Annotated in this window: 18 protein-coding genes, 1 tRNA gene and 1 pseudogene; 14 read left to right on the top strand and 6 right to left on the bottom strand. The window is 38.7% G+C overall.

Annotation, left to right across the window (positions count from 1 at the left end):
- Positions 1-3 precede the first annotated feature (3 nt).
- Both B9Y69_RS04810 and B9Y69_RS04805 read right to left on the bottom strand, forming a co-directional pair.
- A complete protein-coding gene (locus tag B9Y69_RS04810; RefSeq protein WP_085471830.1) occupies positions 4-1,233 on the bottom strand; it encodes a nucleoside recognition domain-containing protein in 1,230 nt (409 codons plus the stop codon).
- 37 nt (positions 1,234-1,270) lie between these two features.
- Complete coding sequence (locus tag B9Y69_RS04805; RefSeq protein WP_085471829.1) at positions 1,271-2,320, bottom strand: patatin-like phospholipase family protein; 1,050 nt, start codon at positions 2,318-2,320, stop codon at positions 1,271-1,273.
- Between the two features lie 166 nt (positions 2,321-2,486).
- On the opposite strand from B9Y69_RS04805, the gene B9Y69_RS04800 reads away from it, so the two are divergent.
- Positions 2,487-2,574, top strand: a tRNA-Ser gene (locus B9Y69_RS04800).
- Positions 2,575-3,299: 725 nt separating this feature from the next.
- Here the strand turns inward: B9Y69_RS04800 and B9Y69_RS19415 are convergent.
- Positions 3,300-4,085: pseudogene (locus tag B9Y69_RS19415) on the bottom strand (recombinase family protein); the annotation flags it as partial.
- 304 nt (positions 4,086-4,389) lie between these two features.
- Between B9Y69_RS19415 and B9Y69_RS04785 the strand changes: the two are divergent.
- Together B9Y69_RS04785 and B9Y69_RS04780 are read left to right on the top strand one after the other, a co-directional pair.
- Positions 4,390-5,349 (top strand): hypothetical protein, encoded by a 960-nt coding sequence (locus B9Y69_RS04785; RefSeq protein WP_085471827.1) that lies wholly within the window; start codon positions 4,390-4,392, stop codon positions 5,347-5,349.
- Between the two features lie 9 nt (positions 5,350-5,358).
- The gene (locus tag B9Y69_RS04780) at positions 5,359-6,267 is read left to right on the top strand and encodes a bacteriophage abortive infection AbiH family protein (RefSeq protein WP_085471826.1); all 909 of its coding nucleotides are present in this window, start codon (positions 5,359-5,361) and stop codon (positions 6,265-6,267) included.
- 65 nt (positions 6,268-6,332) lie between these two features.
- On the opposite strand, the gene B9Y69_RS04775 is transcribed toward B9Y69_RS04780, so the two are convergent.
- Positions 6,333-6,581, bottom strand: coding sequence for a hypothetical protein (locus tag B9Y69_RS04775; RefSeq protein ID WP_085471825.1), 249 nt, complete (start codon positions 6,579-6,581; stop codon positions 6,333-6,335).
- Between the two features lie 532 nt (positions 6,582-7,113).
- Here B9Y69_RS04775 and B9Y69_RS04770 point away from each other — a divergent pair.
- Genes B9Y69_RS04770 through mobC form a run of 3 tightly spaced genes read left to right on the top strand, consistent with a single transcriptional unit; the run spans position 7,114 to position 10,795 of the window.
- Positions 7,114-7,521 (top strand): plasmid mobilization protein, encoded by a 408-nt coding sequence (locus tag B9Y69_RS04770; RefSeq protein WP_085472008.1) that lies wholly within the window; start codon positions 7,114-7,116, stop codon positions 7,519-7,521.
- Positions 7,506-8,747, top strand: a complete 1,242-nt coding sequence (locus B9Y69_RS04765) for a relaxase/mobilization nuclease domain-containing protein (protein WP_085471824.1) — start codon at positions 7,506-7,508, stop codon at positions 8,745-8,747. Before B9Y69_RS04770 ends, B9Y69_RS04765 begins: the two co-directional genes overlap by 16 nt.
- A 29-nt stretch (positions 8,748-8,776) precedes the next feature.
- Entirely contained in the window at positions 8,777-10,795 is a 2,019-nt protein-coding gene (mobC, locus tag B9Y69_RS04760; protein WP_085471823.1) for a conjugal transfer protein MobC, read from the top strand.
- 59 nt (positions 10,796-10,854) lie between these two features.
- Here the strand turns inward: mobC and B9Y69_RS04755 are convergent, their stop codons facing one another.
- Entirely contained in the window at positions 10,855-11,313 is a 459-nt protein-coding gene (locus B9Y69_RS04755) for a hypothetical protein (RefSeq protein ID WP_144036499.1), read from the bottom strand.
- Between the two features lie 643 nt (positions 11,314-11,956).
- On the opposite strand from B9Y69_RS04755, the gene B9Y69_RS04750 reads away from it, so the two are divergent.
- The 6 genes from B9Y69_RS04750 to B9Y69_RS04720 all read left to right on the top strand — a co-directional run bounded on the left by B9Y69_RS04750 (position 11,957) and on the right by B9Y69_RS04720 (position 18,339).
- A complete protein-coding gene (locus tag B9Y69_RS04750) occupies positions 11,957-12,706 on the top strand; it encodes a hypothetical protein (protein ID WP_144036498.1) in 750 nt (249 codons plus the stop codon).
- Between the two features lie 1,102 nt (positions 12,707-13,808).
- A complete protein-coding gene (locus B9Y69_RS04740) occupies positions 13,809-14,651 on the top strand; it encodes a sensor histidine kinase (RefSeq protein ID WP_159451810.1) in 843 nt (280 codons plus the stop codon).
- Positions 14,648-15,361, top strand: a complete 714-nt coding sequence (locus B9Y69_RS04735) for a LytR/AlgR family response regulator transcription factor (protein ID WP_085471818.1) — start codon at positions 14,648-14,650, stop codon at positions 15,359-15,361. The genes B9Y69_RS04740 and B9Y69_RS04735 overlap by 4 nt, the downstream gene beginning before the upstream one ends.
- Before the next feature lie 288 nt (positions 15,362-15,649).
- On the top strand, positions 15,650-15,985 hold the full coding sequence (locus B9Y69_RS04730) for a DUF2147 domain-containing protein (RefSeq protein ID WP_085471817.1): 336 nt from the start codon (positions 15,650-15,652) through the stop codon (positions 15,983-15,985).
- Between the two features lie 377 nt (positions 15,986-16,362).
- Positions 16,363-16,959, top strand: a complete 597-nt coding sequence (locus B9Y69_RS04725; RefSeq protein WP_085471816.1) for an HdeD family acid-resistance protein — start codon at positions 16,363-16,365, stop codon at positions 16,957-16,959.
- A gap of 192 nt (positions 16,960-17,151) precedes the next feature.
- Complete coding sequence (locus B9Y69_RS04720) at positions 17,152-18,339, top strand: hypothetical protein (protein ID WP_085471815.1); 1,188 nt, start codon at positions 17,152-17,154, stop codon at positions 18,337-18,339.
- A gap of 171 nt (positions 18,340-18,510) precedes the next feature.
- On the opposite strand, the gene B9Y69_RS04715 is transcribed toward B9Y69_RS04720, so the two are convergent.
- Entirely contained in the window at positions 18,511-18,870 is a 360-nt protein-coding gene (locus tag B9Y69_RS04715; RefSeq protein WP_085471814.1) for a hypothetical protein, read from the bottom strand.
- Between the two features lie 888 nt (positions 18,871-19,758).
- On the opposite strand from B9Y69_RS04715, the gene B9Y69_RS04710 reads away from it, so the two are divergent.
- Entirely contained in the window at positions 19,759-20,355 is a 597-nt protein-coding gene (locus B9Y69_RS04710; protein WP_085471813.1) for a carboxypeptidase-like regulatory domain-containing protein, read from the top strand.
- Between the two features lie 30 nt (positions 20,356-20,385).
- Positions 20,386-22,743, top strand: a complete 2,358-nt coding sequence (locus B9Y69_RS04705) for a SusC/RagA family TonB-linked outer membrane protein (RefSeq protein WP_159451809.1) — start codon at positions 20,386-20,388, stop codon at positions 22,741-22,743.

Below are 22,743 nucleotides of genomic sequence, written 5' to 3'. Positions count from 1 at the left end.
CTATTAACCAAAGAATATATAAGAAACAATAATCGCTGCAATCACACCGACTAACTCAGCTAACAAAGCGCAAGGCAAAGCATGTCTGGTTTTCTTGATGGCTACAGAGCCAAAGTATACCGCTAAAACATAGAACGTTGTTTCCGTAGACCCTTGGATCACACAGGCTACACGCGAAGCAAAGTCATCAGCTCCTTTTGTTGCCATCAGCTCAACCATCAGGCCGCGTGCACCAGAACCACTCAACGGTTTCATAAAAGCGACTGGTAGTGCCTCTACGAACGATGTGTCGATACCAACTTGTGCAATGAGGTAAGAAATACCACTAACAAGGTAGTCCATCGTTCCGGAAGCGCGAAAAACCGCTATACCAACCAATATAGCAACTAGATATGGTATAATCTTCACCGCAACGTCAAAACCTTCTTTTGCTCCCTCAATAAAAGCATCGTACACATTTATACGCTTTATAAAAGCGAGTCCTATAAAGGAAACAAACAAACCAAAGAGAACAAAGTTTCCAAATACACGAGAAATAACACCTATTTCTTCTTGTCCCAAGGTACTGAAGTAGTATAACGTGCTTCCTACCAATATGACTAAGCCGCCTAAGTACGCTAGGATAGTTTTATTGAAAAGATTGATTTTTTGATAGATTGAAACTAAGATTAGTGCCGCTAGGGTAGAGAAGAATGTTGCAATCAGGATCGGTAAAAATATATCTGATGGTTGCGCGGCTCCTGCTTCTTGCCGATAGGCCATAATAGAAATAGGCAATAACGTTAAACTCGAAGCGTTGAGGACGATAAACATGATTTGCGCATTCGAAGCGGTGTCCTTCTGTGGGTTAAGCTCCTGAAGTTCTTTCATTGCTTTAAGTCCTAGTGGTGTCGCGGCATTGTCTAACCCAAGCGCATTTGCAGAGAAATTCATCAAAATAGAGCCCAGTGCGGGGTGGTTTTTTGGAATTTCAGGGAAGAGCTTATTAAAGAAAGGACCAACAATCTTAGCAAAGATATTGATCATACCGCCTTTTTCTCCGATTTTCATAATACCAAGAGCAAAAGTCATCATTCCGATTAATCCCAGTGAGATTGTTGCACCATTGGCTGCACCCTCGAAAAGTGAGTTGACGATATTCTGAAAAACTTCAGTATCACCTCCGATAAGTTTAATCAATGCAACGAAAAAGGTGATTAGGAAAAAGGAAACCCAAACGTAATTTAGTGCCATATAATTTTTTTTACGGTGGTAAATGTAAGATTAAAGATTAATTCTTCAAAAAGTTCCATACAGAGCGTTCCCGACTATTTTTCTTGTCTTGAAGAAGGTCTGTTACAATATCGTTTATTAGGTTTTCGTTTTCGCTAATCATGCGATCGGCTATTGCTATGATTTTCTGTATATTACGAGGCGTAGCAGCGTCCATAGCTGGGTTTGCAGAGGATAGGTTCTCTGGTTCTACGCGAATGTAATTATTTGATTTATTTACAGACCGAAATAATTGCTTGAGGTAATAATCGGTACTCTCAGCGGAACTACTTCCCATAATATCGACTAAAGCAGGGCCAATAGAGATGGCCCATTTTTTCTTGAAATCTTCATAGTTATAAGAAACTTTTGATATTCCCGTACCTAGAGATAAGATAGATATATCGCTAATACGGTAGCTGTTGAAGCTTTTTATTACCTCCAGGAGGGCTGATAATGAGGGGTTATGCGCGAACACACCACCATCGACCAAAGGATACCGTGTACCCGCAACAGAGAAGATTTCGGCCACAGCAAAATATGTTGGGGCAGCTGATGTTGCACGACACACGTCTCGTAACAAGAAATCACGCTGTGCACCGTGGGATATTGCTTTCTGCTGCCGAAACAGGTGGTTTTTACGAAGTTCGATGTTATACGCTGTGATGATACAAGGTTTTAAAAGTTCACATAATTTGTGATCCCCAAAGTAGGAGAGCAGCACTTTGTTTAAGTTTTGCTCATGGTAAAGCTCGCTAACGAGACCGAAACGACTTAGAAATCGTCGGAATGGTGTCGTGGAAAATATTTCAGTTCCATGTTCAAGATAAACATTCAAGGCATCTCGTGTGGTATATTTGTGTTTGGTTGAGGTCTCGGGGTCTGGGCAAAGAAGGAGTGAAGCTAGGATTCCGCCGGTACTGGTGCCGGCAAAGAAATCAAAGTAATCCGCAAGGCATGCATTGGAATCGTTCGTTGCCTCTTGGAGCTTCTCCTCGAGAGCTACTAAGAACATCGCAGGTATGATTCCTCGGATGCCACCACCATCTATAGACAGGATTCTTTTCATTGGCTGAATTAATTGTATTCCATTAAATGTAGCTAAAAAGCATTGGATATTCAATCTTTATTGCAGCAAATGAAGGAGTTACTTACGGATGTAGATTTTAGCCTCAAAAAAAAGTAAAAATAGTCGCTAAATTGGGGTGATTCTGCTATCTTTGCGAACCAATCAAGGAGAGGTGTCAGAGTGGTCGAATGAGCAGACCTGGAAAGTCTGTATACGGGATGACTGTATCGTGGGTTCGAATCCCACCCTCTCCGCAACATGGGATTTGGGTATTATTCCCGATGGGTTGTTCTACTTCGAGCAACCCTTTTTTGTTGATTGTCTGATAGTTGTGATGGAACACAGGATTAAGCGAGGGTGTTCTAAACATACCATCGGCAAACGTGAGACCCTGTTTGAACACCCTGTTTAAAATAGCGTGCTGTTGGTTGATAGAAGCACGGTTGAATAATTCGGGTATGTCCATCAGTTTAGGGATTAACTTGATTTGCTCCTGTGCCTTTGTTTTGATGTCAACCGAGAGGTCTGAAACTTCCGATTTCAGCCGAGCAATCTCAATCGAAAATTTCTTGTAACCCTTTTTATAGGTGTCTCCGTTTATAATATCGTTCAACACTTTATCTTCAAGTCCATCGAGTTTCTTTTGTGCTATTATCAATTGTTCCTTTTTGATTTCAAACTCCTTTGCACGGACTTTTACGGCTTTTTTCAATTCGTCTTTGATATAGCCGATTAACTCCGTCACTTGCTCTTTGGTAAAGCTAAGGTGTTGGAGCAATTCCTCGTACCTTTTGTGCAGAACTGTACCCGAGATATTGACAGAGCTATGTTTTACACAACGGTAATACAGATAGTATTTTTTCTTTCCTTTACTATATCCTGCGGTCATGTGACCACCACAACAATTGCTCCTTAATACTCCCCTCAAAGGAAAATCATCCTTTATATGCGGTTTTTCTACACGCTTATCGTCCAACATTTCCTGCGCCCGCCAATATTGTTCCTCGCTAACAATCGCCTCGTGTATGCCCTTTACAATCCGTAACGGCTCTTTTTCATTTGCCGTTACCCTTACCAACCCTGCATAAAGACAATTCCTTAAAACCCTTGTTATCGCATCGTTTCCATTGAGAGGGAAACCCATTTCCTTGACGGACTTGTGTATGATATAGGCAGGCACTCCCGAAAGGTAATCCCTAAATATTTTCTTGACAACGTATGCCTCTGTCTCATTGACAACAAGCAATCCCCTTTTCGTGCCAGCTTCTTTGGCATTGATATAGCCATAAGGTGCAAGGTTGACATAACGCCCCGATTCCTGCGCCTGCCGAATGCCCATCTTTGCCCTGCGACGAATGGTAAATAGTTCTTGGTTGGCAATTAGGTATTTGAACGCCCTCAACATGAACACGCTCGGGTCAGAGGTATCAATATCGAGAGATTCATTTGTGGCAACGACCTTTAGGCCGTGTTTCTTTTCCAATTGCTCTATCTTCATCAACGCTTCGGGCAGGTTACGGCTAAATCTGTCGTGGTCAAGGACAATAAGATATTTAATCCTACCCCTTTGTTGTTTAATGAACGTTTCTAACGCTTGATAATCTGGACGGTCAAAAGTATAGCTACTTTCCCCGTCATCAACGTAGACCGCTCCAAGCTCTACCTCATTATGTTCACAATATTGACGTATGGCTTTTTCCTGATATTCGAGTGAGTAATGGGATTGGTCTTTAGTGCTTTTTCTGATGTATCCTATCGCTTCCATGTACTGTCTCCTTAATGATTATTTCAACAATGATTTCAGCTATAAATTTAAGGAAATTATCTTGATTTTCAGCACTTTGTGTTAGGTTTTTTTGCTCATTATCAGAAGTGTTTTCGACCGTTTTTCCTTTTCTGTTTGTTCGCTTCATCCTGCAATAATGAAGCATAAAAAAGTCATTGATTGACAAGTTGTCAATGCGTACCTACATTTATATTAAACCGACCTAACAAGTCAAAATGCTTTTTCCAAAATCACAAAAATCCTTTAACTTAGGAACAAGTGTTGAACATCAAAACCATCAAATATGTACTCAAAGGGCTATCTATCAAATTTAGTTTTCGGTTCAAATGATTATGTAAAAGTACAGGAAGAATTAGTTCATAAAATTGTAAATCATAAAGAAGTGTCCTTAGCCGAGGAGTTCTTTGCATGTGACAATTTAAGAGTAAGTTTTGATAGCAATGGAAACCCTTATCCAATAATGGATGTTGATGGGTGTGCTAACAGCAACTTTGTCTATATTTATCTAACACATTATAAAGACATCAATTGTTATAATAAAGTAGCTCGGCTTGGTGTGCCTGTTTCTATTGAAGAATGTACAGCGAATAGATTATTCCTACAAAACGAAAGTACTTCATGGTTAAACAGTATAGAATCGGAAAGCCATGATAGAACTATCATTTATCTAAGACAAGAAGTAAAACATCAAATTAAGAATATTAAAAAATACTGTGCAACTGCTCAGCTTGGATATTTTTACAAAGAGTATCTCATAAAGAATACAATATTGCACAGTAAATTCATTTATTTGAGAGTAAAGGAGTTCTTTCAAGAACTTGGTAGTGACTCTATTGTCTTTGAGCTTTTCGGTCATACAATCCTAATTGATAGCTATTTCTATATTCATATATTATTCCGACATTACGCCGCTTCTATTAAGGAACATCAACAAGAAAAGTCTTATCATATCGAAAACTTTGATTATAGTTGCATGCCGATAATTATGAAAAATATAATTTTAATATATGGAGCATACGCCTCTCCGCAAGATTTCAACAAAAGGGAGATAGCATTTACTCTAAATAAAACATTGTATTCACTATGGTTTAAGGCAAGTAGCATTCAGGTTAATGGTGTTGATACACCATGCTTAAGGTTACAGACCTTTTATCCGGTGGACTCCATTAAAGAGAAAACCAGATTAGCAAATTATGCTGATGTTCATGCAGACGACGGCATTACATTTCTTATAGAACAATAAAACCATTTGATGAAGCTATATATTTTAGGCAATGGATTTGACCTTCACCATAAACTAAAAACACGTTATGCAGACTTTCATGAGTTTCTTCACGTACACAATCAAGATATAGAATTTGATTTAGAGAGATACTTCAATTTTCAGGTTGATAGTAATTACTTATGGAAATGCTTCGAGGATGACCTTGCGCATTACAATTATCAAGAATTTTTCGAAACCTATAATAATATTGATATTATGAGCGAATCTTTTAAACCGAGTGAATGCTACGGTTTGGAAGATGAAATAAGTGAAAGAACAGAAAGCTTTGTAGACCAAATTCGATCTAATTTTACAGATTGGCTTTTATCGATTGAATATCCCAAACCCGAAGACTTACCGCGTAGCATATTATTAAATTTAGATAAACGGGCATTATTTATGAATTTTAATTACACCGATACCCTTTCCGAGCTATATGGCGTATCTCGTGATAGGATATTTTACATTCATAATAATGCAAATGAACAATATGGAGACTTAATATTTGGTCATGGGCAAGAAGAAGAGGATGATCCAGAAGAACCTGAACTGGACGAAAATGGTGATAGTAATAGAACAATGTTTACCGATTCTCAACGTGCATCCAGAACTCCTTTTAATTTGTTAAAAAAAGATACAGAATCAATTATTAACGACAATACCCAATTTTTTTCAAGTTTAGATCAAGTAAGCGAAGTTATAGTATTAGGACATTCGTACGGCGAAGTAGATTTGCCTTATTTCAAAGAGGTTAAAAACAATATAAAAAATCTCAAGTGGAAAATGGCATACTATTCACAAGACGACTTTGTTAGTTGTCAAACTGCAATAAAAATTTGTGGAATTTCAAAAGATCAAATAGAAATGATTAAAATTACAGACTTAATAAATCAATAAACTGTAGCTTTCTTGGAAACGTTTGCTTAGCACAATATACATTAAGATTGGGATAGCATTTTTTATTATGCTATCCTAATCTTGTTCAAAATTTCAATCTGCTTAAATTTCTCCTTTAAACCGATGTTATCGGTAGTCTCCAACTTAAATCGTGTAGAGGAATCTGTTAGTCCAGTTGTGGTTCTATTCCTGACAATAGAATAAAAATAGTTGACCAGTTCCTCATTTTCCATCCCCTCTATTTCGGGGAATAGCTTACGCAATTCTGGCGAAAGATTTCGAAGTTCTTCGCCGATAGAATGTAAATTCACCATACTTATATTTATTTGATGATGCAAAACTATGTAATTTATAGACGCAGTTTTTGAAGTAGGCCGTTGGATGTATAAATTTCTTTTTAAGAATCTTTAGCCACTACCTATCCAGTTGTCAAAAGCCCAGACAACTTCCTTTCAACTTTGATCAAAATTCAATACCATGAAAAGGAATATAATGCCACTAAAAAAAATTCGACAGAAGAACGAAATTAAAGACAATCAAAGATCCCACGGGAGTATACGAAAACGAATTCGGCAGCGTGTCAAAAAAGCCATCACGGAATGGGAAGATATGGACGAGAGTTTACAACGGTTTCTAAAGTAGCCACTATCAACTAAAATCATTGTTCACTAAAGTTTAGGCAAAGAGTTAAGCACCTTTTTGTAAGGAGCTTTTGACCCACTCGTGTGGGTAGCAAAGATGTATTTTCGCATGCGGTTCCCGCCTGCGAAAAACACTTTGCCCGCCTTGAGGCGGGAGACTTTGCTCGAAACTCGCAAAGTCCTGAACGTCCTGAAAAGCCATCTTATGCCAAGAAAAAAAGCAACGGAAAGGGATGCTGTTTTAACGCACAACATCGTGATACGTGTCACAGAGGAAACGTTTAAAAAACTCGAAAAAATCAAAAAGGAAAGCGACTGCAAATCCATAGCACAGGTTGTCCGGAATATCCTTGCGGACAGGCATATCAAATACATCGTCAAGGATATGTCCATGAACGGCACAATGGAGGAACTCGCCATGATACGAAAGGAAATCAAGGCAATCGGCATCAACATCAACCAACAGACCCACCGTTTCCACATAAGCCAAAGCGACGCCGAACGCTCTTTCCACTTTCGAAAGACTGCGGAGATATACCGTTCCATCGACCCCAAAATCGACGACCTGTTACAAATCGTCTCAAAACTCGCTGAAAAATGGTTGCAAGGATAAAGATTGGAAAGAGCATTAGGGGCATACTCCACTACAACGAGCAGAAAGTATCGGAGGGAGACGCACGGATTATCATGGCGAGCGGGTTTGCTATCGAATTGGACAGCCTCGATTTTAACGGCAAATTGCGGAGGTTTCAGCATCTTACCGAACTTCGCCCGAGCGTGGCGACCAATGCACTCCATATATCGCTGAATTTCGATGTAAGCGAAAAATTGGAGGACGAGAAAATGCAACGCATCGCCAACCGGTACATGGAGTTGCTCGGTTTTGGGAATCAACCTTTTTTGGTCTATAGGCACGAGGATGTTTCACACCAACACATACACATTGCCACAGTCAGCATCCAAGCCGACGGCACACCTATCAATCTGCACAACATCGGCAGGAAACGTTCGGAAGAAGCCCGCCAGACCGTCGAAAAGGAATTTCGCTTGTTTATAGCCAAGAGCAAGAAAAAGAAAACACACCCCCCGATAAAAGCCATTGATGTCGAAAAGGTCAACTACGGAAAGACCCCGACAAAACGTGCAATCAGCAATGTGGTAAGTAGCGTATTGGAAGACTATCGGTTTACTTCGCTCCCCGAATATAATGCCGTTCTAAGGCAGTTTAACGTGGTGGCAGACCGAGGTGCGGAAGACAGCGAAATGTACCGTAAAAATGGCTTGATATACTCCCTGTTGGACGAGAACGGCAACAAGGTAGGCGTACCTCTCAAAGCAAGCTCTTTTTACCACAAGCCCACATTGGCAAACATCGAGAAGAAGTACGAACGGAACAAGGACAAAAGGGAGCAATTCAAAAAGGACATCAAGAACAGGTTGGATGATATTCTACTACGGTACGAGACCGTCACAAAGGACACGCTAAAACAGGAACTCGCCAAAAGCGGGATATTCCTTTTGTTCAGGGAAAACCAACAAGGTATTATCTATGGAGCAACCTACGTGGACAATGTAAACCATGCCGTATTCAACGGTAGTGCATTGGGCAAGAATTATAGTGCTTCGGCTATCAGCAAAAGACTTAGTAATTCGGACGTTCCCAAAAACCATTTCATCACGCCGTCTTTTACATCGCCTTACGATGGGTTATCCCTTGATAACGGTTCGGCAGATCCCGCACCAAGTTTGGGTTATGTGCAAGATATGCTTGATACCAAAGATTACACGCCCTCACAGACCTTACGGAGAAGAAAGAAAAAGAACCAAAATAGGCTTTAAAAAGCCCACATTTCAAAATTTAACAAGCTATGAACACAGGAGAAGATATACAAGGTTTACGCAAAATAGCGGATTTTACACGGTTATTGAGCATTGCCATACTTGCCATACATTTTTACATTGCCTGTTACCTTGCGTTTCAATCGTGGGGATGGACAGCCACCATTACCGACCGTATTGTCGAGAATATTTCCAAGACAGGGCTTTTCAGCAGTTACCTCAAACCCAAGATTGGCACATTGATTTTATTGGCGGTCTTCCTGTTGAGCATCAAGGGCAAAAAGGACGAGAAAATCAAAAAGAGCCACATAGCCATCTACATACTTAGCGGTCTCTTCCTCTATTTCGCCAGTACGTTTTTGCTCCATGTCGATATGACCATAGAGACCCAAACCATCCTTTATATCGGGATTACGAGCATAGGTTATCTCCTTATGCTCATTGGCGGTACGTGGCTGTCACGGCTTCTAAAGAACTTGATGAACGGTGGAATTTTCAACGATGACAACGAAACATTCCCACAGGAAGAAAGGTTGCTTGACAACGAGTATTCTATTAATCTCCCTGCGAAGTACAGGCTAAAAAAAGAAGTCCGTGATTCGTGGATTAATTTTATCAACCCACTGAAAGGGCTGTTAGTGGTCGGAAAGCCAGGAACAGGTAAGAGCGCATTTATTTTCCGCCATCTGATTGACCAGCACATCAAGAAAGGTTTTACCGTATTCCTGTACGATCTGAAATTCGATGACCTTTCCAAGATAGCCTACAATAAGCTGTTGCAGTACCGCCATCAGCTTAAAAACCCGCCCAAATTCTACGTCATCAACTTTGACGATTTAAGCAGGACACACCGTTGCAATCCCTTAGACCCAAATACGATGGATGACATTACGGATGCAACCGAATCGAGCCGTACCATTCTGTTAGGACTTAACAAACAGTGGTTAAAGAAACAGGGCGATTTTTTCGTGGAATCGCCAATTAACTTCCTTACAGCCCTCATTTGGTATCTACGGAAATATCAAGACGGCAAGTATTGCACCTTGCCCCATGTTATTGAGCTTATGCAGGTAGACTACAATATGCTGTTTCCTATCCTCGATATGGAAGAAGAAATCAAGGTGCTTGTCAATCCGTTTATTTCGGCATTTCGCAACAAGGCGATGGAGCAGTTGGAGGGGCAGATTGCAAGTGCCAAGATTGGTCTTGCCCGCCTTTCATCCCCACAGCTTTATTGGGTGTTGAGTGGCAACGATTTTACCCTCGACATCAACAACCCCGAAGACCCCAAAATCGTATGTATGGGAAACAATCCACAGAAGTTGCAGACCTATGGAGCTGTACTCTCCTTATATGTCAATAGATTGCTGAAAATTATCAACCAAAAGAACAGGTTGAAATCAAGTCTAATCTTCGATGAATTTTCATCCATCCTAATTAACAACATTTCCAACCACCTCGCCATTGCCCGAGGGTATAAGGTTTCGACCGTCTTGGGGTTGCAGGATTTAAGTCAGAATGTCAAGGACTACTCCAAAGAAGAAGCCGATGCAATCTTTGGCGTTGTCGGTAATATCATCAGTGGTCAAGTCACAGGAGACACGGCAAAGCATCTCAGCGAACAGTTTGGAAAGATATTACAGGAAAAGGTAAGCCAAAATATCAACAGTAGTGAGACATCGTTTACCAAGTCCACACAGTTGGAATACGCCATACCTGCATCCAAAATATCACGTCTTTCATCGGGGGAGTTTGTCGGTGTAGTTGCCGACAATCCCGATTGCAGGATTGACCTCAAAATGTTCCATGCCGAGATACAGAACGATTTTAAAGCCATAACAGAAGAAGAATCCAAGTTCAGGGAAATACCGATCATCAGTGCGGTAACTCCCGAGGATGTAAGGTACAATTACGAACGGATAAAAGAAGAAGTTCAGGAAATCGTGAGGACAGAATTGAAGAGATTGGAAAGGACTGTACCCGACACCGACATTTCTCCTAAGCCATACGAGCCAAAAACAAAGAAAAAAAAGCCGATTTCTACGTAAGGTATTTAACGTGAGTCAGCTACAGTGGTAACATTGTCATACAAACTTGTAGCCAGTCATTAGAAAAAATCCCATTTAATACCAAATTGATATTGTTGAATAGTAGCGTTCCAATTCCGATAAACATTGGTCTTTCTTTCAACTCCACGATAGCGAAAATAGAACTTACCTAACTCCAAACCGAAACTATATCCTAATCGAGAACCTCGATTAAAAGCCTTTTCTCCATTGTTCAATAAGTGGTTATTATCGTTTATAAGCTTATTAAACTCCGTTCCGCCCAATAGCGTAAAACCAGATGTGACATCCAGCCTAAACAAGATCGGCAAATCGAAGAAAATCAATGTTTTATTGCCTTTGGAGATTCCGTTAGGGTCATCTACAGTTTCTGAATTTGCTCTTATTCGTGTTAGGTTGAATGTGGGTTCGGTTTGTAGCCATTTTTGGACGAAAATGGTAGCTAAGCACACCCCCAATCTGGAATCCAGCTCTTTTGGAGGAACGAAACGATATTCCATCAGCATACGATAAATTTCCCCCCAACTTTATTCCAGCACCAATTTGTGAAAAAGCCTTATTTAATGGCATTATTAACAACGACGTTGAAATAAAAATCAACACCAAAATCTCTATCGTTGTTACTTTGGGGTCTTTCAGCATGCACAAATGTAAAATTTAAAAGGATTTATATTTCCTGACTTTTGTAAAAACAAAGTCAATAAGTTAAATGAATGTTAAGGATTTAAAATATGGAAGTCTGTAAGCATCGAGTTTACCTAAGTGTAAACCCTCACTCGATATTACCAAATGGTAGTTATAAAATTTAAAAATTTTTACACAACGACAGGTAAATTCCCCTTAGTATAATAAATAAGCTGTTTAGTCTAAAAACTCAAAAATCTAAGTTTCTGTTCTATTTCTTTGTGCGAACAGAATTAAAACAAAAGGATGATTACACGTTTTTATACCACTATTGCTTTACTTTTAATATCAGGATTTTCATATTGTCAAACGAATGATTCTACCGCCAGAAAAACTGCATATCGAATTATAGAAAGATTCCCGACTACCAGAACAGTGGGACTCCAATATGAAATATATGATAACAGTGACTTTAATGTCAAAAATTTCTCTGATGCCGTTGATGGCAAAGTGTCCGATATGAGAAGGATGAGAGCATCTGCGAATATCCCTGTAATTAAAAAAAGAAATCTTATCTTCACCTTATCGGGTTACTATAGTCATACAAAAGGAACTGTAGATATTGAAAGTCCCGAAACTTATATTTCGAAAGATTTTGATTTGAAGTATTGGGCGGGGACTGCAAGCTCGACATATATAACGCGACTTTTTGAAAAACCACTCATATTTAACGGTTCTATCATAACAGACGGAGACCAACATGATATACACCGCACAAGAGGATTATTGACATCAGCTATTATATTGAAAAGATCAAGGAACGAAAATTTTTCCGTCGGTGTGATAGGTTTGATAGATAAATCTGCCCGCCTACCCGCGATTCCGATGGTGTCGTATGAAAGACATCTAAGTGGAACGCCGTGGACAATCGAATTGTTCTTCCCGCAGAGATTGATGTTAGAAAGACGTATCTCCGAGAATAGCCTACTTTTTCTCGGAAGTGAAATATTTGCAGATAGAAACTATATGACATTAAATACCAATGGTCTGAATGGTGTCTACCAGTTTAACGAAGCAAGTCTTAGAAGTGGGATAACGTACGAACATCGATTTTTCAAACACGTATATCTCCTCTTTATGGGGGGTATATCCAATCCGATTGAAGCACGGTTGATTGAGAAAAGCAGTAAGTCATCGGACTACGTGCTTACTACCAAACGTAATGGCTCGCTATACTTTAACTTAGGTCTATCATATAATCTGTTCTAAAAATATGCAGTTCTATAAATTGATAGGGTTCAAGATATAAATTTACATACTTCTTTCTATCAGCTCCAAAGGAGCCGATAAACTTTGCATAATAACAAAACCCAATATTTATATATCTCAAGTAGAGGGCAAGAATATTCTTGCCCTTGCTTCTTATTATCCCCACCGTAGATGGTGATTATTGAGTTAGAGAGAATCATCTCTACGATTCTTTCTAACAGCTGTAGTTCGAACAAAAAAATCTCTTTACTTGTAACAAAATAGGGAGAGACAAATACCTTGGTTTGTATCCCTAAGTCTATCCACTATAAATTAGGAAATGGCCCATGATTTTTGAGCAATCGGAAGCCAATACAAAACAGTCTTTAAAGCAACAATTCACATTGAAACCCGCACAGCTCCAAAACCCTCTCGACTTCGGCAGGTATAAAATCTCTTCCCTCTACCCGAAGTATCCTGTCACAATCTTCCAAGTCAAAAGTAACGAGTATTGGATTCAAAAGGTTATTTAATATGGTCAAAATTTCTTGTGCGTCATCGTGTCGATCGACATTCGTTTTAAATACTCTAATAATAACGTCAGTTTTCTCCATTGTGTCGTTCATATCTTCTATTCTCGATTATTAAGCAATCCAATTAATGAATGGTCACGAAATCGTGTCCCAAGTAATCACTTAATAAAGGTAGTTGTTTCGACAGAGTTAAAAGTTCTTTTTAGACCAACGTGGTAAATAATTAGACAAAAGGGATTTAATATTTAGTCCTTTCTATTTGGTCTATGAAATGACCCCATTTGTATAATTTGCGAAAAAGAACAGGTGGTAAATAGTATCTTTATTTTTATACAAGATTTGATATGCAAATTATGCAACATGGAGTACATAATATCAATCACCTAAAGCCTATACTTTTTCTGACCCAAAAAAAGTATAGGGTACTCCGTCACGGTGTCTTCCTCATTTCATTTTTCATCTTTTTATCTCAAGGACGATTTTTACAGGACTATATCGATAAGGACAAAATTTCAATGCTACTCATAGTCTATGCCTTTTTTGTCTCTATGTTCTATGTTAATATGTATGTGCTCGTACCTAAATTTTTGATGAAAGGACAATACCCTCTGTATATCTCTGTACTCTGCCTTTTGGACACAGCAGGTCTTTATTTGCTCAGTATCGTCATGAACAAATATGTGATCAGTGTGGATGTGGCCTTGATAACTGAGCAAAGGCTTGACTTGTCCGATGGAGTATTTCTTTCAATAATTCTTATCCTAACGAGCACCACCATGAAATTGTTTCAACGTTGGGTAATCGATGTGGAGCGGATTGCCGAACTCAACCAACTTTCCTTAAACCTCGAATTGAATGCCTTAAAGAACCAAATCAACCCTCATTTTTTGTTCAATATGTTGAACAATGTAAAATCTTTGGTCCATAAAGACCCCCAATTAGCGAGCGCAGTCATTGTAAAACTATCGGGGTTTTTGAGACATCAGATCTATGGCACTAACGATAAAAAAGTTTTGCTTAGTTCAGAGATAGAGTTTTTATCAAATTTCTTAAATCTAGAGAAAATAAGGAGAGATAATCTACTGATCGAAATCGAAACTGACCGTTTGCATGAAAAAGGTTATCTCGATACTGTTTTTTTACCCGCAAACCTTTTTACCACTTTTGTTGAAAATGCCGTGAAACACAGTGCCGACTATGATGGGGAGAAACCGTTTATCTCTTTGTCCTTTTCTATTAACAACAGCCGTCTATTATTTGTATGTCGAAACTCAAAGAGTTCAAAAATTGTACAGATAAATCCAGCGAAAGACAGTGGTTTGGGACTTGCTAACATACAGCGACGGCTTGATTTGTTATATCAGGATCAGTACAACTTAAATATATCTTCGGTATCCGAAGAATTTACAGTGACTTTAAATATACCACTATGACCTGTATTATAATCGATGATGAACCATTGGCTAGAGAGGAATTAGAACATCTAATTGGGGAGGCTTCTGACTTAAAGATTCTCGGGTGTTTTCCCAATGCCAAACAAGCCCGATTGTTTATGGAAACGAACCATATAGACCTAATATTTTTAGATATAGAAATGCCTGGAACGAACGGTTTGCAGTTCGCTGAACATATAGGAAAAAATACGCTCGTGATTTTTACAACAGCTTATCCTCAATATGCACTAAAGAGTTACGAGCTTGATGCCATCGATTACCTGGTTAAGCCAATAGAGCACCCACGCCTTGAAAAAGCTATTGCCAAAGCCAAGTCTTACCATGACTTGCTCAAAAAGAGTGAAGTCAACAATACCATTGTTCGCTATTCGGAGGGTTTCCTCCTTGTGAGGTCTGAAAGGCAATATCGAAAAGTCTTTATAAAAGATATACTGTTTATCGAGGGCTTGAAAGATTATGTGGTTATCCATGAAGCACCGTCAGAAAAAATAATTACTGCTATGAACCTGAAATCCATTCACCAAAAATTGCCCGATTCGCTTTTCGTAAGGGTGAGCAAATCTTACATAGTGAATGTAGCACATGTTGACCGTTTCGACTCACAGACTATTTTTATTAATGATACTGAGATTCCATTGGGAGAGGTTTACAGAAAAAAATTCTTTGACGTTTGGGATACAAAATCATGATTTCCTCGTCTATAAATAAATCTTCACTTTCATCAAATGTATGCCAAATTTTGTCATGCATGTTGCGTACAAAGCAGTTATAATAACAGTAAATTCACCTTTAAGTATAATAATCACAGAGGTTAGTATAAAAAACACTGCATATCTAAATTACCATTGCTTTTTTTGCATATAATTAAACATTATAAGTGAAAACACCAAAGGTTGTAGTGGTTTCCAATTACCACTTTTGACTTTTATGGCACGAAGAATCCATAAAACAAGTTAAATAATACAAATATAAAAATCATGAAAAAAATCTTAATGACAGGGATGTTCACGTTAGTAAGCCTACTGACCTTTGCCCAAAAAGCGACCGATGATCTTTCTGGAAAATGGAAAACAGAAGAAGGCCAAATTATCCTGATAAGCAAAACAGGAGATGTATTCAATGGTGTTTCTGAGAACGAAAAAGGAACGGTACTAAAGGACGTGAAGTTTACAGGCGGAAAATGGAAGGGCATTATCCAAAAACCGAATGGCAATGCAAAAGCGGACTGCGAGATTGTACTCGACGGGAAAAATCTAAGAATAGTGGCAAAAAAATCTTTCTTTACCAAGAAGATGGTATGGACCAAATCATAAGAAAAAAACGAAGATTATTTGGATAATGACTAATCTACATTAAAACATCATAGACAGGGCGCTTCGATTAAGTTGTCCTGTCAAACCAAAAAACTTTATAAACCCTATCAAATGAATCAAAACGAATCAATTCTAAAATAAACTTACCATACTATTGGGCAAAAAGTAATCTAAATAACAGCAAAAGAAATCTTTAAGTATAATAATTATAGGGTTTAGTATAAAAACACCGTACACCTAAATTTACCATAACCTTTTTTTGTGTATAATTAAATATTATTAAAAACGCTTAAAGATTGTAGTGATATCCGATTACCGCTTTTGATCTTTACAGCAATATGGTTCTTGGTTGTGAAGTAATTTAAAAATGATTTAATATGGCAAGTTTAATTGAAAAAAGGTTGAATCATTGGTATATACCAATGATTTTAGGGTTATTATTCTTTGTGTTGGGATTTTGGGTGTTTGCGAGTCCAGTAGCGACATTTGTCACGCTAGCAATCCTGTTCAGCATCGGGTTTATCGTTTCGGGTGCATTGGAGATATTTTATTCTATTTCTAACCGGGCTTTCCTTAAAAATTGGGGATGGTACTTAGCAATCGGTATCTTTACGTCTGTATTAGGTGTTAATCTATTAATACGTCCAGAAATATCCGCCCTGTTTTTGTCTACTTACATAGGCTTTTGGGTTTTGTTCCGTTCAATAATGTCTATCAGTACTTCTATCGAACTGAAAGAAGAAGGAGAAAAAAGTTGGGTATGGATACTTGCTTTGGGTATTTTGGGGACTATCTTCTCATTTGTCTTATTGTGGAATCCAGTTATCACTGGAGTGACCGTTGCATTTTGGGTAGGGTTTGGACTTATTACTTTGGGTATTCTCAATATCTTTTTGAGTTTTTCAGTAAGAAAAGTGAAAAGGTATATTAACGATATAGAAGAAAAAATCGAAGATTATTTGGATAACGACTAATTGACGTTCAGACATCATAGACAGGACAATTTAATAATTTGTTTAAGTTGTCCTGTCAAACCACAAGACTTTTTATAAACGCTACCAATGAATCAAGCGAGTCGATTCCAAAGATACGTGATGAGCTAAAACCGATATCACGAAACATCGTAAATGTTTACATTTTTATTGTTGGTTTTTAAGGGTAGTGCGATGGAACAATTAAAAATCGAGAATTTGCTGAACGCTCTTTGGCAGGAGATAGAAATAAATATACTTGAGACAACAGATGAACTGAACTCACAAAAACTCACAGAACTCAAGGAGAGAATAGAGATAATTATTGCTGAAGCAGAAAGGCAACTTTCCTATACACTCATTGAACTTGGACATAACCATAAAGGAAAAGGACACCGAGTAGATGCCGTCATGGAGCGAGCTATTACACTGAGTTTACACGCAGAAGCTCAGCGATTGGTCGGAGGACCAAACAGTCTGTACCAAGCCGAATTATTGGAGTATTTCTTAACGGCTCTCGATAGGCTCATGGTCAATATAAGGTTGAAATTCTCCCATCTCCAATACGCTAACCTCATGCCACCACCACACTACTTGAAGTATATTCTGCACTTGCAGATAGACAAGGTAGAATATATATTCAAGACGCTTCGAGAAGCCCAAATACGCAGTTTTATAGCAGAGGCACTCGAAGATTATTTTACTAACCCACTCCCTCCAAATCACAGTTCACAGATACCAAATAACGGATTCAGATCGCTTGATTATTTTGTCGGTCTTGTTGAATCCCTGTACGATATCTGTCACAGTACACCTGTACCCGAACTCGAAGAAGCCATATACTACGAACTCATAAACCGAAACTTTAATCGCATACAATTTATTCGTTCCCTCATCAATACTCATAAGAAAACACTAGAAGACATCGAAGACCCGATAGACGAAATAGGACAGCTTTTTGTATTAGATAAAGAAATCCGAAATGTTCCGGTAATTTCGGGAATGGCGTATATCCCTTCCGATGCAGGGCTAAAAGAATTTTTATTGAAGACAATATCTACACAAATCAGGTATCTGAAAAATGTGATAAAACACCGTGAAGGAGAAATCGCAGCATTCATTCATCCCACTTTCAGCACCAACAGAAACGTACTGCAATTCTTGATGTTGTTCAATGCTTTTTTGAATCTTTCATATTTGAAGAAAGTCGGCAAAGGCAGTATTCCCCTGTTTATACAGCAGAGTTTTGTCCGACCAAGTGGAGAACCCTTTTCGTTGGGTAGCTTGCGCAAGAAAAATTCGGTAAGGGACAGAAAGAATGCTCAGGGATTAATTGATATGCTCAATAAGATAACAGAGTATATCACCAAAAACTATCTATGAAAATACCATCCATACTCGCTCCATCGTCCCTAATACCTCCCAAATAAAAAAGGAAGCCGAACAAAAACTTTGTTCGGCTTCCCATTTTAAACATTCAATCTAAACGTAATCAAAACGTCTATTTTTTTTACCTTTTCCAACAGTTTTGCAAGCGCATGGTGTTTAGTTGGATTATTTTCCTTTTAAATACTTCTCTTTTATTAGATTGTTATGCTCTTCCAAAAGTGAGTAATATTTATCTTTCCAATAATCTCTTTCTTTTAATAGTCCCTCAATAGAAAGTTGGGCTTCGTCGCTTGGTAATAGATTATTCTCCTTTAGCCATTCGCTAAATTCTGGCAATTCTGTACTAAAGAAATAGTCCATAGCTATTGCATACTTGTACAATATTTCAAATGACAAATCTTCTTGCTCTTTGTGGTAATAAAATGTAGATTGGTCTACCCCAGCATCTTTACTAATCTGAACTATTGACTTTTTGTGAAGTTTTGCTATACGATGCAAAATTGCACCTCTATGAATTGAACTCATTTCTCTTTTTTTGGTCTAACACCAAATTAGTAAAGCAATGACTCTAATAAAATACTGAATTTTATTGTATTTTTTAAAATAAAGACCTATTATTGTCTAATATTACTGAATGAAAATTCTTGACATTAGGTGGTTTTAGATATTTTTGGCGATTATTATAGAATAACAACGGGATTAAGTGTCTAATTTCACTTGATTATATCGTTTAATAACGATTTTTTTATTGAATAATATTTATATAAAACAATTGATTTGAAGGAACATTGTTAAAACATTAAATTTGTGATTCTTAAGGAATCGCATTGCGAACCTCGTTGTAGCAAAATCTGGTAAATTTTCCGAACGAAGGTGAGTAATGCAACCGTACCCTATAAAACTAATAGGGTCGGTGCTTACTTACGTTTTTTGTCGGAAGCCATTCTTCGGAATGGTTAGGTTTACCAGAGCCTGCTACCGAAAGACTAAGTAGGTTACCGGCCCTTGTTATTTTTACCTCTCGATAACTTGCAAAGTCTATTAAAGTTCGCAAAAACAAAGCGAACATTATGGGTGCAACTAACAAAAAACAACTCTACAAAAACATCATCAAATCCCCTGTTTAAGTTATTTAGAAGCTACTTCGTAGCTATCCGATACCTTATGGCATTCTGCCGTCAAAGGTAATCCAACGAACAGTTTACAAGTAATGTTTTCGGTCTCGATACATTACCCGTACTAACACTAAATCTAAATGACAATGAAGCTACTTTACAGCTATACAGGGGCATCAGTTCCTCACACTACAACCAATGATATTATAAAGCATACCGCTCCGTGTCGGCAATCTCTAACCATCCAATACCCAGAGGTTGTCGCAGGAGCGGTCTATATTGCAGAAAGGAGGGCTAAATGAAAACGGTCTTAGTCCTAATCCTTTCCTTGCTGACCGTCTCGGCCTACTCTCAGCAGTTTACCGTCAGTGGTGCAGTCCGTTCCGCAGATAGCAGTACCCCGTTGGCAGGTGCAACCGTCTTCATAGTCGGCACGTCCCTTTCAACGACCACCGACCAAGACGGCAACTTTGCGCTCCAATCTTCACCATCACAAGGTGCGCTTCGCATCAGCTATATAGGCTATGAAACGCAAGAAGTAGCTTTTGATAGCAGTAAAGAAAGCTACCTTAATATCCAATTAACAAGCAATCAAAATACCGTTGACGAAGTACAGGTGATTGGTTACGGCGAGACCAGGAGACGGTTTAATACAGGTAGTGTAGTCAGTATCTCTGCAAAAGAGATCGAGCAACAGCCCGTGACCAACGTACTCTCCGCACTGAGCGGAAGAATGGCGGGGGTATTTGTGCAGACCACCAACGGATTACCCGGTGGCAATATCAATATACAGATTAGAGGTACAGGGTCGATTCAGGCAGGTACAAATCCCTTGTACATCATAGACGGAGTGCCGTATGATGGACAAGCCGTTAATCAAGGTTCTGTTCTGTAAACAAGTAGCATTGTTGGGGCAGTTAGCCCTTTGAATATCTTAAATCCAAATGATATAGAAAATATCACTGTCCTAAAAGATGCAGATGCTACCGCAATCTATGGTAGCCGTGGAAGTAATGGGGTTGTTCTAATCACAACAAAAAAAGGGCAGTCCGGCGGAACAAGGATAAACGTAAATGTTAATCAAGGTTTTAGTAAAGTTGCAGATAATCCCAATCTCTTGAATTTAGAACAATATTTAGAGTTGAGAAAAGAAGCATTTGCAAATGATGGTAGAACACCGTCAGCAGACCCTACATCAAGAGAATATGCACCCGACCTAACCGTGTGGAGTCAAACCGAGGGTACAGATTGGTACGATTATATATATGGAAATACCGCCAACTTAACAAGTACCCAACTCTCTGTTTCGGGAGGGAATAGCAATACAAATTTCAATATAGGTGGGAATTTCAGAACAGAGGGAACAACGCTTCGGGGAGATAATATCTACAACAAAGGGGGACTACAATCCAATATCAACCATATTTCCACTGATGGCAGATTCAAAATTAACCTCTCGTCCATTTACAACATGGATAGGACTGATATTTCAAACCCCGCAAATAATGCAAGAACAATGGCTTTGCTCCCGCCCAATTATCCTACAACGAATGAAGATGGAAGTTTCAATTGGTATGCAGGGCGAAACGTAGATGCGGAATTATTGTCAAGAGGTAATTCGGCAACTCAAAACTTTGTCGGTAATCTTCTTACGAGCTATATGTTCCCAATGGGATTAGAGTTGAAAGTGAGCGGTGGCTATAATAGTAGAACTTCAAACCAAAACCAAGTATTCCCAACAAGGTCGTTGAATGTTGGAAGAATCAATCATACAATGTTCGGAGAAAACTCCTCAACTTCTTATATAGTCGAACCCCAAGCTGAATACAAAAGAGAGTTTTCGGAATCAAAGTTACAGGTTTTAGTGGGAGGTACTTACCAATCACGTACTTCCGAATGGCTGTATTTACAAGCATCAAATTTTGCAAACGAGTCCTTAATGAAGAATTTAGGATCGGCAGGAACAATTGATGCAAGAACCAATACTTTTACCCAATATAAGTATGTGTCTGCATTTGGCAGATTGACCTATAATATACAAAATAAGTACATCCTAAATGTAACGGCAAGACGAGACGGAAGCAGTCGGTTTGGTCCCGCAAATAGATTCGGCAACTTCTATTCAATAGGGGGCGCATGGCTATTCTCCGAAGAAAGGTGGCTCGGTCAGGGTGATGGCTTTCTTAGCTTTGGAAAGCTAAGGGCAAGCTATGGCTTGACAGGCAATGACCAAATAACCGATTACCAATACCTTTCGACCTACCAAGCAAGTGGCTCAAATATCTATCAAGGAATAGGAGTTTTAAGACCAAGCAGAATATTCAACAGCAGATTTCATTGGGAGGTGACCAAAAAATTGGAAATGGCTACTGAGCTTGGGTTTCTTGATGATAGACTATTTTTGACCGTCAATTATTATCGGAACAGAAGCGATAACCAACTCGTAAGCTACCCATTGCCCCAGATTACAGGTTTTTCAAGTTACCAAGCCAATCTTCCGGCTGTAATACAGAATACAGGATGGGAATTTGATGTGAACGCACGTATATTGGACAACCAAAAGTTTCGATGGACAACCTCGGCAAACATCACTCTACCCAAAAATCAGTTGCTTTCCTTTGATAATATAGAAAACAGCAGTTATGCCAATACACACAAGGTGGGGTACGATGTAACAAGAGTCTACGGCTATCACTTTGTAGATGTTGATTCTGAAAATGGGGTTGCGCAATTTGCTGATGAAAGTGGTGAAGTCTCCAATACTCCATATCAATTCCATACGATTGGAAAACGTACCCCCGATTTTTATGGTGGATTGGGAAACAATATCTCTTTTAAGAATCTTCAATTGGACTTTTTTTTCCAATTCGCTCAACAATCATCCTTTGGAAATTTAGACTTCAATCAATTTGGCTTCCGTGCGATGAACGCATATCAGATATTGGATACAAGGTGGAAAAATTCGGGAGATATTTTTCAATTACCGAAAGCGTCCTCGTCACAGCGTCATGGTACTCAATACTTTGGTAATTCCAATGCAAATTATTTTGACATCACTTACCTACGCTTGAAAAATGTTTCACTCTCCTATCAATTACCTACACATCTATCGAAAAAAGTTGGAAGTCACGCAGTACGTTTTTCTGTTGTTGCACAGAATTTATTTACGGTATGGGATAGGAATATACCCATATTAGACCCCGAAACCGGAGGTCATGGAACTTCTATGGTAACAGTCCCGCCTCTAAAATCAATATTATTTGGCATCAACCTAACATTTTAA

The sequence above is a fragment of the Sphingobacterium psychroaquaticum genome, assembly GCF_900177625.1.
GTDB classification, from domain to species: Bacteria; Bacteroidota; Bacteroidia; order Sphingobacteriales; family Sphingobacteriaceae; genus Sphingobacterium; species Sphingobacterium psychroaquaticum.
The sequence above is the reverse complement of the archived record's forward strand: the minus strand, read 5'-3'. Positions and strand labels throughout refer to the sequence as shown.

Coding starts and splice junctions, on each gene's coding strand:
- B9Y69_RS04810 (WP_085471830.1), bottom strand. CDS start 1,233: ATGGCACTAAATTACGTTTGGGTTTCCTTTTTCCTAATCACCTTTTTC.
- B9Y69_RS04805 (WP_085471829.1), bottom strand. CDS start 2,320: ATGAAAAGAATCCTGTCTATAGATGGTGGTGGCATCCGAGGAATCATA.
- B9Y69_RS04785 (WP_085471827.1), top strand. CDS start 4,390: ATGTACTCAAAGGGCTATCTATCAAATTTAGTTTTCGGTTCAAATGAT.
- B9Y69_RS04780 (WP_085471826.1), top strand. CDS start 5,359: ATGAAGCTATATATTTTAGGCAATGGATTTGACCTTCACCATAAACTA.
- B9Y69_RS04775 (WP_085471825.1), bottom strand. CDS start 6,581: ATGGTGAATTTACATTCTATCGGCGAAGAACTTCGAAATCTTTCGCCA.
- B9Y69_RS04770 (WP_085472008.1), top strand. CDS start 7,114: ATGCCAAGAAAAAAAGCAACGGAAAGGGATGCTGTTTTAACGCACAAC.
- B9Y69_RS04765 (WP_085471824.1), top strand. CDS start 7,506: ATGGTTGCAAGGATAAAGATTGGAAAGAGCATTAGGGGCATACTCCAC.
- mobC (WP_085471823.1), top strand. CDS start 8,777: ATGAACACAGGAGAAGATATACAAGGTTTACGCAAAATAGCGGATTTT.
- B9Y69_RS04755 (WP_144036499.1), bottom strand. CDS start 11,313: ATGGAATATCGTTTCGTTCCTCCAAAAGAGCTGGATTCCAGATTGGGG.
- B9Y69_RS04750 (WP_144036498.1), top strand. CDS start 11,957: ATGAGAAGGATGAGAGCATCTGCGAATATCCCTGTAATTAAAAAAAGA.
- B9Y69_RS04740 (WP_159451810.1), top strand. CDS start 13,809: ATGAAAGGACAATACCCTCTGTATATCTCTGTACTCTGCCTTTTGGAC.
- B9Y69_RS04735 (WP_085471818.1), top strand. CDS start 14,648: ATGACCTGTATTATAATCGATGATGAACCATTGGCTAGAGAGGAATTA.
- B9Y69_RS04730 (WP_085471817.1), top strand. CDS start 15,650: ATGAAAAAAATCTTAATGACAGGGATGTTCACGTTAGTAAGCCTACTG.
- B9Y69_RS04725 (WP_085471816.1), top strand. CDS start 16,363: ATGGCAAGTTTAATTGAAAAAAGGTTGAATCATTGGTATATACCAATG.
- B9Y69_RS04720 (WP_085471815.1), top strand. CDS start 17,152: ATGGAACAATTAAAAATCGAGAATTTGCTGAACGCTCTTTGGCAGGAG.
- B9Y69_RS04715 (WP_085471814.1), bottom strand. CDS start 18,870: ATGAGTTCAATTCATAGAGGTGCAATTTTGCATCGTATAGCAAAACTT.
- B9Y69_RS04710 (WP_085471813.1), top strand. CDS start 19,759: ATGAAAACGGTCTTAGTCCTAATCCTTTCCTTGCTGACCGTCTCGGCC.